This is a genomic window from Acidithiobacillus ferriphilus, assembly GCF_018854775.1.
GTDB lineage: Bacteria > Pseudomonadota > Gammaproteobacteria > Acidithiobacillales > Acidithiobacillaceae > Acidithiobacillus > Acidithiobacillus ferriphilus.
In genome coordinates this window covers 1-11,287 of sequence record NZ_JAAZTY010000007.1, presented here as the reverse complement: position 1 = coordinate 11,287, position 11,287 = coordinate 1, and the positions used below count along the sequence as shown (strand labels likewise).

Here is an 11,287-nt window from a genome sequence, read left to right as displayed (position 1 = left end):
ACTGGCGGTAAAACGGGGCGGCAGATCGGCCAGCAAGGCTGCCAGGGGGGTGCGCCGCTCCTTCGCCGCCGTCAGCACCGTCAACATGGGCAGAATCGCGTCGCGGGTGGGAAGCGGCGCCAGAGTGCGGCCATCACGAGTGAGCGGGCTGCCCAGCAGAAAACCGCCGTTCGCCTCATAACCACAGACGGGCATCTGTCCCTCCTGCAAAGCGCCCTGCATCGCCGCTATGACGTAAGGGGAACCAATCCTGGTGCGCCGGATTTCCTGAAAAAAGCCGGACAACTCCAGCGCCGTATTGCTGCTTACCGGCGTGACTACCGTATGGGCGCCCAGGGCATGCGCCGTCAGAATCCCCAACACATCACCGCGCCACCAGCGGCCTTCATGGTCAGCGATCATGGGACGGTCGGCGTCGCCGTCCGTGGTCAGGAGCGCATCGAGATGGTGCTCAGCCACCGCACGCTGCGCCAGAACCGTGTCTTCGGGGCGCAGGGCCTCGGTGTCCAGGGCCACAAAATCCGCCGAGCGCCCCAGGGGCAGCACCTCGGCACCCAGCGACTCCAGCAGCGTCACCAGCAGATCACGGGCGACACCGGAGTGCTGGTAGACGCCCAGTCGCCATCCGGCAAGGCTGTCCGCGCCGAAAAAGTCCCGGTAACGCTGCTGATAGAGCGCCAGCCAGTGCGGGTCGGGACCAGGCAAAACAGGTGGTTTGCGCAGCGCGCCCGCGTCGTCGAAAAGCGCCGCATCCACCGTCATATCCTGACGCAGGATCCCGGCCTCATCGGCTTTCATCAATTCCCCATGCGGGCGGTTAAACTTGATGCCGTTGCGATCAAAAGGAATATGACTGCCGGTGACCATCAGCGATGGTACCCCCGCCGTCAGTCCTGCAAAAGCCAGTGCTGGTGAGGGGAGATATCCGGCAAACCCCGGTTGCCCGTCTTCCGCCAGGACAGCAGCCCAGGCCGCGGCCAGCATCCGCGGCGTGCTGGGACGCAGGTCGCCGCCCAGTATCACTGCATCCCCGGCGTGAAACTCGCCGATTTCCGCAAGATAGCGCAGAAAAGCCCGCGTATGTGCATAAACGACCTGATCCGTGAGATCCGCCACCAGACCCCGCAACCCACTCGTCCCAAAAGCCGTCATCACCTGCCCCTCTGTGTCTGCCGTTTCGCCCATGATAACTGCAAGGCGCTGGCGGGGATACTGGCGGACCAGTTCGAACGGCTTCCCCTCTTACCCGTCGACTGTGTACTATATGCGGTTTGCACTGCGGCGTCGCCCAAGTGCATTTCCTGATAATGGTTACACCACCGAGCAAGCCCCATGCCCACCAAGAACGACTGGATGAACTGGCACCGCGATGCCAGTACGATGCCCACGCTGGAGACGTACAGCTATGAAGACATCCGCAGTTGGCTGGGTGATCTGGAGATTCGCAAGGCCCAACCTTATCAGAAGTCCATCAGCCATCTGGAGCAGCGCGGCGGCACCGACCTCAGCGCCCTGGTACAGGGCACGGCACGCAAGCCGTACCGGGTAGACATTCACCTCAGCCAGGGGCACCTGGTGACCCTGTGTACCTGCCCGGTGGGCAGTCGCTGCAAGCATGTCACGGCAGTGCTGCTGGCCCTGCTCGCCCAACGCAGCCACACGACGCCGACGCCGGTGTTACGCCCGCATGTGATGCAATGGCTGAGCGAACTGCGCTCCCACCTGGATCCGCCCAAACGCAAGCCCCCGACCACCACTTACGCCCTATACTGGCTGCTGGAACTGAACAGCAGACGCCATCAGGGTCCGGTTCTCAGTTGTCGCAAGGCCCGTCTGAACAAGACGGGAGAATGTACTGATCTCACCCATTGGTACAATTTTGAAGGCGCTCTACGCCGTACACCAAGCTTTATTGATGAAACGGACCAACGTGCCTTGCGGCGCCTGCTGCTGGAAGACCCTTACGCCAGCCAAACAGGTGAATTTGATCTCGGCCCCCGCCATGGCGCCGCGGCGCTCACCTTGCTCGCGGGCACAGGGCGTCTCTTCGGCAACACACTGACCAACCCAGCCCTGCGCCTGGGCGACAACCGGCCCGGCACGCTGATCTGGAAAGTCAGCAAGGGTGGGGAGCAATATCCGGCATTGGAAACCACGCCAGCCGCCAGCGGCTACCTGCCACTGGATATTACCTGGTATCTGGATGAAGAAAGCCAGGAAATCGGCCCGATCGACACAGACATGCCGGTCACGGTCCTGCGCGATCTGTTGCAGGCCCCCCCCCTTAATGCGCAAGAAGCCACCCTTTTGCGTGAGATGCTGGAACAGTCGGCGCCTGGGCTCCCCGCACCCGTAACCGATCCAGAACAAGAGTTGCGGGAGATTGCTGCACCGCTGCAAGCCTTGCTCTGGTGCGACACCCTGGCACTCCTCGGCATCCAAGCGCACCGCAACTATGCCGGTCAATGGGGCCCTAGCTGCCGCTTCGACTATGCGCAACCCACTTTTGTATATGGTCCCGCGCACATCGCCATAGACGACGACAGTGCCATCCAGACCCTCAACAATGGCGAAATGGTTCGCATAAAACGCGATACGGCAGCCGAAAAACGGGTGTTGCAAGAATTGGGTAAAACCGGCCTGGAGCCCGTCAAAGCCAGCATCTTCCACAGTTTGTCGCTGTTGCCGCAGCCCATCTACGGGCTAACCAGCGAGGCCGACTGGGATCGATTCATGACAACGAGCGTTGAAACTCTCCGCGAACAAGGCTGGGAAGTGCGCTGGCCCGATGGTTTCCGCCATTACTTCCTGCAAGTGGACGAATGGGATATGCAGGTGGATGGCGCCGAAGAGGGCTGGCTGGGTCTGGATGTCGGCATCGTGGTGGACGGCAAACGGCTGGCACTGCCCCCCCTGCTCGGCGCCCTTTTCGCTCGCGATCCGCGCTGGCTGGATCCGGGTGGCCTCGGCACGATCCCGGATGATGAGCACATTCACCTGCACACCCCGGCCGGTGTCCCCATCCAGACCACGGCGGATCGCCTGAAGCCACTGGTCGGCACCCTCATCGACCTGTTCAGCCTTGGCGCTCCAGGCCCTCTACGCTTGTCCGCCTTTGACGCGCCACGGCTCACCCAGTTGGCGGATAACAGCCAGTGGCGTAGTGAAGGTATGGATGCCGTACGCGCCCTGGCCAAGCGCCTGCCCCGGAATGGGGAGATTACACCAGTCGCGGCACCCGCCGGTTTCGCCCTCCCCCTGCGCCCTTATCAGCAGGATGGGCTTGCCTGGTTGCAATTTCTGCGCGAGCATCATTTGGGTGGCATTCTCGCGGACGACATGGGTCTCGGCAAAACCGCGCAAACCCTCGCCCACCTGCTGCTGGAGAAGGAGAGCGGCCGCCTGACCAATCCCGCCCTGATTATCATGCCCACCTCCCTGATTCATAACTGGCGGGAAGAAGCAGAGCGCTTCGCCCCCGACCTGCGGGTACTCTCCCTGCACGGTAAAGAGCGCAGCAGCCGCTTTGCCGAAATACCCAAGCATGATCTGATTCTCACCACCTATCCGCTGGTCTGGCGGGACATTGAGACGCTCAAGGACCAGCGTTTCCATCTGCTGATTCTCGACGAGGCGCAGATGGTCAAAAATGCGCAGGGCCGCGCCGCCGAAGCTATTCGCGAGATTCCCACCCGGCATCGACTCGCCCTCACCGGCACACCGCTGGAAAACCACCTCGGCGAACTCTGGGCGCAATTCGACTTCCTCCTGCCCGGCTTTCTCGGCGACCAGCGCAGCTTCCAGCGCGTCTGGCGCAGCCCCATCGAACGCCATGGAGATGCTGAACGTCTGGATTTACTGGCCCGTCGGGTGCGTCCCTTCATCCTGCGCCGCCGCAAGGAAGAAGTCGCCAAAGAACTCCCCGAGAAGACCATCATCATCCGCTCCATGGATATTGACGGGGCTCAGCGTGACCTCTATGAAACCGTGCGCAGCGCCATGGATGAACGTATCCGCCAGGAAATCGCCGCCAAAGGTTTTCAACGTAGCCAGATCGTCATCCTCGACGCCATGCTCAAGCTGCGTCAGGTCTGCTGTGACCCGCGCCTGCTCAAGAGCGAGAAGGCGCGTAAAGTACAGGACAGCGCCAAACTGTCGCTGCTCATGGAGATGATTCCGGAGTTGCTGGCGGAAGGTCGCCAGATTCTGCTGTTTTCACAATTCACCGAGATGCTCGCCCTGATCAGTGCACGTCTCGACAAGATGCATATCCCCTACGTGCTGCTCACCGGCAGCACCCAGGATCGCAAGACGCCCATCGACCGCTTTCAGCGCGGTGAAGTGCCGCTCTTCCTGATCAGCCTCAAGGCAGGCGGGGTCGGTCTCAACCTCACGGCAGCAGACACCGTAATCCACTATGATCCATGGTGGAACCCCGCCGCCGAAAATCAAGCCACCGATCGTGCCCACCGTATCGGCCAGAAACGCCAGGTTTTTGTTTACAAACTGATTATTGCCGGGAGTATTGAGGAAAAAATCCTGGCGTTGCAGGAGAAAAAGGCCTTCCTCGCCGCCGGCGTGCTGGAAAAAGCGCAGAAAGAAAAGCTCCGTTTCGGCCCTGACGATCTTGCTTCTCTTCTCGCGCCACTGCCCGGAACTCAGCGCTGAGGCACACGAGCCACGACGCTTCCTGAACGGCACGCTTGGTGGCATTATAGATGGGGTTACCAGAGGTGCCCTGGTCAGCCCTGCAAGCCATTTGATTTCGTCGGCGAATTCTAGGAATCAAGACGTATGAAAGCAGCACGGACAGCAGATAAAATAGTCGCCATTCTTCAGCAAGCAGGCGTCAATAAAGATCATCCTCGGCGGCTTACCTCCATCCCCAAGCGTCGCAGTCGATGACTGTGTTTAAAACAATCCTGGAAATGCGTCTTCCGCGCCCTGTAGCGGTCTTGATGTCGCTGGTATTAAGTTACGGTACGGCAGTTGCGGCGACCGACACCCTCAACACCGTTCAGAAGCGACTCCTGAATTCGGCGGCAAGCGCTTTCGCCCAGGGTGATTATCGCCCTGCCGCCAACGCGTTGCCTGAATTAGAAAATACCTACATGGGGCCATGGGTAGGGTACTGGTCTCTGCAACCCCGCCTCAAAAGCATGACCCAAGACCAGTATCAACGCTATGCGAAGCACTATCCGAGCGGGGTGGCGCATCATTTGTTGCGCCAACAGTGGCTGTTAGAACTCGCGCGCCGTGAGGACTGGTCGGATTTTACCCAGGTGTTTCAGGCCGGCAGCATCCCCGATCTGATCAGCTTGCGCTGTGATGCGGCGCGCGATCCACTGCTCAGCACCAGCACGGTGGTTGCCCCATTCTTCCTCTGGAGCGGCGCCGCAGCGAATGATCATGCCTGCAACGCCATGGCGCGTGCCTATCTGGAACAGGGGCAAATCACGCCGCCAGAACTGTGGCGGCGCCTGCAACAAATGTACGAGGCCTCCGCTTTTGACGCTGCGCTGCGCTTTGCGCCATTTTTACCCGCGGCGCAATCCGGTCAGCTGGCGCGGACGGTAACTGCGCCTGCCGCGTGGATATCTCAGCAGATTCAGCATTATGGCAGCCACAAATGGCCAACTGGTCAGGCCCATCTACTGGTGCTTGCCCTGCTGCGCCTCGCTGCCACTCACCCCGCGCAGGCGGTACAGTTTGTGCGGACCCTCGGCGTCCTCTCCGCCGCTGATAAGTCGCTGGTGCTTTATAACAGTGCCTACCACGCCACCCTGTCCTTTCGTTCCGAATCCGGACACTGGTATGCCCAAGCCTATGCCGCTGATCCGCAATTTCGTCCCCGGCCACAACTATTGGCCTGGATGGTGCGCACCGCTTTACGCGATGGCAACTGGAGCATGGTGGAGCAGGCCACACGGCAGATGGACACCGTCCAACGCCAGCAGCGGCGGTGGCAATTCTGGTCCGCCGTCGCGCTGCTGCAACGCGGACATACGCAGGCTGCCCACACTTTGCTGACGGCCCTGGAATCTCCCTGGACTTATTACGGACAACTGGCTATGGCGACCCTCAACAGGCCGCTGATCTTAAAGCCTGACGATCCGCCCGCACCGAGCGAAACGAGCGCCATATCGGATAATAACGTTCCCGAGCGGACCGCGATCACACTCTATCATCTCGGACTCTATTTCGACGCCCTCGCCGAATGGGACCAGTTTTTGAAGGGGTTGAACGGGACGGGGGAGATCAAAGCCGCAGCCCGGATGGCTTTACATCATAAGGCGTGGCTGCTGGGTATTCATGCGAGCAGTCTGATTCACGGGGGAGAAGACTGGCAACAAGGCTACGTGCTCCCCTATGCACAGGAAATCGACGCCGCCGCCACTCAGACCGGCCTGCGCCGCGCCTTCCTGGCCGGTCTGATCCGGCAGGAATCCGGTTTTGCGTTCGGTATCCGGTCCGACGTCGGCGCACAGGGGTTGATGCAGGTGATGCCTGCCACAGCCCAATGGCTACAGACCCATGTCGCCGCAGCCGCCAACGCCGATCTGCATAGCGTCAGCGGCAACCTGACCCTGGGTTCTCACTATCTGAGCCTTCAGCAACAGCATTTTGGCGGCTCCGAGTTGCTGGCTGCGGCCGCCTACAACGCCGGACCCAGCGCACCACAACGCTGGCTGAACCGTTGGACACCACCCCCGGGACCATGGGCCGGTCCGATTTTCACCGCGAATATCCCCTTCCAACAGACCCGCCACTATGTGCAGAGCGTGCTGACCAACACCGTTGTCTATGCCGCCATTTTAGACCAAGCCCCCCAAACCATCTGGCCGCAATGGCGTCTTGGCGCAATAATGAGCCAGACACGATGAATCGTTATTTCCTGCGGAGGCAAGCATCATGAAATGGCCACAACGTCACCTCGTCTGGTTAGTGTCCGGCGCCATCCTATATGCCGGAACAGCAGTCACTGAGGCCAGTGCGTCCCCTGTGGATATTCAGTTAAATATTGGAACGCAGCCCATATATGCAGCGCCGGGTTACCCGCCCGCAACCATCGCCGCACCACCTCTGATGATATGGCTGAGCAATCTGGGGGTCTATGCGGCCTATGGCACCCCTCAACCCATTTTCTATCTGGGCTCAACTTATTATTACTATTACGGGAATCGCTGGTGGGCCGGGCCGGGCTATCGTGGGCCCTGGCGCCCCATCGTCGCGCCACCACCCGCGCTCCGTCGTTGGAATCACCGCGACTGGCAGAATATTCAGCGCGACGTCGGCCGCCATTATCGCGATCCACAATGGCGCCATTTCCGACCAGCGGAACGTCCACAACCGCCGCGCTATCGCGGACCAGAGCAGCGGGCGCCTGGCGCTTTTCGGGGACCAGAAGGCCACGGACCTGCGCAGCGACCGGAGGATCGTGGTGGACCGGGTCGAGGCCATAACGGTCATGACCAAGGTCACGGTCCTCACTGACAAGGATCGCGGCGGAGTCGGAACTAACCGAGTTCACCTCTGACCCAGTCGCGGGCGGCGTTGAGGGCGGCATCTAAGGCCGCCGGATTGCCGGCCCCGGCCTGCGCCAGTTCCGGACGCCCACCGCCCTTGCCACCCAACGGCTGTGCCACGGTATTCACCAGATCTCCGGCGTGAATGCGTCCGCTCAACGCCTTACCGACGCCGGCAATCAACGCCACTTTTTCCCCTTCCACTCCGGCAAGGACGATGACGCCGTCAGGTAACTGACTGCGCAGGCGATCCAGGGCATCGCGCAAGGCTTTGCCGTCCATCCCCTCCAGGCGCCTGATCAACACCGGCACTCCGCCTACGTCCTCGGCCTGTGCGGCAAGATCGGCACCCGCTCTGGCGGCTTCATCCCGCTTGACCTTTTCCAGCTCCTTTTCTAACTGGCGCAGGCGCTCCAGGGTTTGTGCCAGACGTTGATCAAGCTCTGCAGGAGCGACTTTCAACAGTCCGGCTGCCGCTTGCAGGCGTTCTTCATCGCGCTGAATAACTTCTAGCGCTACCGCGCCGGCGACGGCTTCAATACGCCGGATGCCCGCCGCCACGCCGCTTTCGCTGAGGATCTTGAATACGCCCATATCCCCCAGCGACTCCACATGGGTGCCGCCACAGAGCTCCATGGAGAAATCTCCCATGCGCACCACCCGCACCTCATCACCGTACTTCTCGCCGAAGAGGGCCATGGCACCCAGGGCCTGCGCTTCGGCAATGGGCAGCACCCGGGTTTCTGCGCCGACATTGTTGCGGATGGCGGCGTTGACCACGCGCTCGATCTCCCGCAACTGCGCGGCCGTCACCGGCTCCGGCTGACTGAAGTCGAAACGCAGCCGCTCCGGATTGACCAGCGAACCCTTCTGCTGCACGTGGCTGCCAAGAACGTTGCGCAGGGCGGCGTGGAGCAGATGGGTCGCGGAGTGATGCGCTGCCGTCGCCCGACGCCCCACTTCGTCCACACCGGCGAGCACCACATCGCCAACCTGCAAACGACCGGATGTCAAACACCCCAAATGCACATGCAGGTGGCCCATGGGCTTTTGCGTATCAGTCACGGCAAACAGGGCACCATCCGACCGGAGTTCGCCACGATCCCCCGCCTGCCCGCCGGACTCCCCGTAAAAAGGCGTCCGGTCGAGAATAACCGCACCCACATCCCCTGCTTCGAGGAAAGCCACCTCTTCGCCATCGCGGATCAGCGCCAGTATTTTTCCTTCACCCGCACAGGCCGTATAGCCGGTGAATCCGGTAGCCGGCAAACGCATGGCCAGATCGTGATACACCCGTTCCGTTTTGATCTCACCGCTGCCCGCCCAGGCGGCACGGGAACGGCTGCGCTGCGTAGCCATGGCCGCCTCGTAACCCCCCATATCCATGATCAGATCACGCTCGCGGGCGATATCGGCGGTCAGATCGACGGGGAAACCAAAGGTATCCGCGAGCCGGAAAATGATCTCGCCGGGAATGGCGGCACCCGCTGCCAGGCCTGCAATGGCCTCTTCCAGCAGACTCAGTCCGCGCTCCAGCGTTTCCCGGAAGCGGGTTTCCTCACGCTCCAGAGCGCGCTCGACTTCGCGCTGTGCCCGCGTGAACTCAGGGAAAGCGCTGCCCATCTCCGCCACCAGCGGCGCCACCAGTTGATGAAAAAATACGGTCTCCATGCCCAGCTTGCGGCCATGCCGCACGGCGCGACGAATAATGCGGCGCAGCACATAGCCGCGGCCTTCATTGGCGGGCAGGACGCCATCGGTGATGAGAAAGCTGCAGGCGCGGATGTGATCCGCCAGCACCCGCAAGCTGATGTCCGTCGCCATGTCGCGGCCATATGCCTTGCCACAAAGTTGCGCCGCCGCGGCGATCAGCGGTTTGAAGAGGTCGGTGTCATAGTTGTTATGTACGCCCTGGAGCACGGCCGCGAGGCGCTCCAGACCCATGCCGGTATCGACGGAGGGTTTGGGCAGAGGGGTCAGGGCGCCATTGCTGTCCCGGTCAAACTGCATGAAGACCAGATTCCAGATTTCGATATAGCGATCGCCATCCGCCTCCGGACTGCCCGGAGGGCCACCGGGAATGTGGGGGCCGTGGTCATAGAAAATCTCTGAGCAGGGGCCGCAGGGACCGGTGTCACCCATGCTCCAGAAGTTATCCTTCTCGCCACAGCGGGAGAGGCGCGCGGGATCAATGCCGATCTCGTTAATCCAGATGTCAGCCGCCTCATCATCCTCTTCGTAAACCGTAATCCAGAGCTTTTCCGGCGGCAGGTCCAGACGTTCGGTGAGGAAACGCCAGGCAAAACCGATCACTTCACGCTTGAAATAATCGCCAAAAGAGAAGTTGCCCAGCATTTCGAAAAAGGTATGGTGCCGCGCCGTGTAGCCGACATTCTCCAGATCGTTGTGCTTGCCGCCCGCGCGCATACAGCGCTGTGAGGAGACGGCGCGCCGGTAGGGACGGGTTTCCAGACCGAGAAACACATCCTTGAAGGGCACCATACCGGCATTGGTGAACAGCAGGGTCGGATCATTACGGGGAATCAGCGGGCTGGAGGGGACGATTTGGTGCCCCTGTTCCACAAAATACTCCAGAAAAGCTTGGCGAATGGCTTGCGCGTGCATCGGTCTTCCGTTGTTAAAGATAAAGTGTTTTTGTCTCCGGGCGAGGGTTTCTCGCCCCCTCACCCGCTGTCAATCCGCAGAGAAATCCCTTTCTCTACTGGCGGCCAACACCCGGCGAATCGTCTCTCCGGTAAATCCCCGTCCCGCCAGAAAACGGGCACGCCGGACATAATCTTTGGCATCTGCTGGCACTGTATCGCCAAAACGCTTCTGACAGACCGCCTGCGCCTGCACCAGCCAGTTAATCTCGGGGTCTGCGGTAGCTTCCACCCCCGCCCGCTGCAAGTCCTGACGCAAGCGCAACGGCCCGTGCCCCTGACGCACGCGGGTACGGGTGAGCATTTCCGCATAACGCGCGTCATCCTGATAGCCGACAGCGACGAGTGCGTCCAGCGCCAGCGCCACGTCCCCTGCGTCACATCCCGCGCGGAGCAGCTTGTCACGCAACTCCAGACGTCCATATTCCCGACGCGCCAGCCACCGTAGCGCCAGCGCGGTGGGATCGCCGCGTTCTGCCGTCAATTACTCGACCGCTGCGGGCTCTACCACGTCTTCGGCAAAAGCCAGGGGATGTCCTGCTGCCGCTGCCCGTATCCGCTGCTCGATATTGACCGCCAACTCCGGATGTTCCTTGAGATACTGGCGGGCGTTATCCTTGCCCTGGCCGATGCGTTCTCCCTGATAGCTGTACCAGGCGCCGCTTTTTTCGACGATGTCGAACTTCACGCCGAGGTCCACCAACTCGGAAAGACGGGAGATGCCTTCACCGTAATAGATGGCGAATTCGGCTTCACGGAAAGGTGGTGCGACCTTATTCTTGACCACCTTGACGCGGGTATCGTTGCCTACCACTTCGTCGCTCTTTTTGATCGCGCCGATGCGGCGGATGTCGAGACGCACGGAGGCGTAGAATTTGAGGGCGTTACCGCCGGTGGTGGTTTCCGGGCTGCCGTACATCACCCCGATTTTCATACGAATCTGGTTGATGAAAATGACCAGGGTGTTGGTCCGGGAGATATTGGCGGTGAGCTTGCGCAGGGCCTGGCTCATCAGACGCGCCTGCAAGCCGACGTGGGAGTCGCCCATGTCGCCTTCGATTTCCGCTTTGGGGGTCAGTGCGGCCACGGAGTCGATAA

Annotated in this window: 6 protein-coding genes and 1 pseudogene; 3 read left to right on the top strand and 4 right to left on the bottom strand. The window is 61.1% G+C overall.

What is annotated here, in order from left to right:
* On the bottom strand, positions 1–1,185 hold a 1,185-nt coding region (locus HF921_RS00510; RefSeq protein ID WP_226834241.1), incomplete at its 3' end, for a phosphohexomutase domain-containing protein.
* Between the two features lie 147 nt (positions 1,186–1,332).
* Between HF921_RS00510 and HF921_RS00505 the strand changes: the two genes are divergently transcribed.
* The 3 genes from HF921_RS00505 (at position 1,333) to HF921_RS00495 (ending at position 7,494) form a co-directional block, all read left to right on the top strand.
* Positions 1,333–4,668 (top strand): DEAD/DEAH box helicase, encoded by a 3,336-nt coding sequence (locus tag HF921_RS00505; RefSeq protein ID WP_215861778.1) that lies wholly within the window; start codon positions 1,333–1,335, stop codon positions 4,666–4,668.
* 233 nt (positions 4,669–4,901) lie between these two features.
* Positions 4,902–6,884: a lytic transglycosylase domain-containing protein gene (locus HF921_RS00500; RefSeq protein ID WP_064220024.1), complete on the top strand. Its 1,983-nt coding sequence runs from the start codon at positions 4,902–4,904 to the stop codon at positions 6,882–6,884.
* A 28-nt stretch (positions 6,885–6,912) separates the two neighbouring features.
* Positions 6,913–7,494, top strand: a complete 582-nt coding sequence (locus tag HF921_RS00495) for a hypothetical protein (protein ID WP_081258213.1) — start codon at positions 6,913–6,915, stop codon at positions 7,492–7,494.
* A gap of 23 nt (positions 7,495–7,517) precedes the next feature.
* Here the strand turns inward: HF921_RS00495 and alaS are convergent, their stop codons facing one another.
* The 3 genes and pseudogenes from alaS to HF921_RS00480 all read right to left on the bottom strand — a co-directional run.
* On the bottom strand, positions 7,518–10,151 hold the full coding sequence (alaS, locus tag HF921_RS00490) for an alanine--tRNA ligase (RefSeq protein WP_064220026.1): 2,634 nt from the start codon (positions 10,149–10,151) through the stop codon (positions 7,518–7,520).
* A 69-nt stretch (positions 10,152–10,220) separates the two neighbouring features.
* Positions 10,221–10,673: a regulatory protein RecX gene (locus HF921_RS00485; RefSeq protein ID WP_064220027.1), complete on the bottom strand. Its 453-nt coding sequence runs from the start codon at positions 10,671–10,673 to the stop codon at positions 10,221–10,223.
* A pseudogene (locus HF921_RS00480) lies at positions 10,674–11,287 on the bottom strand (recombinase RecA); the annotation flags it as partial.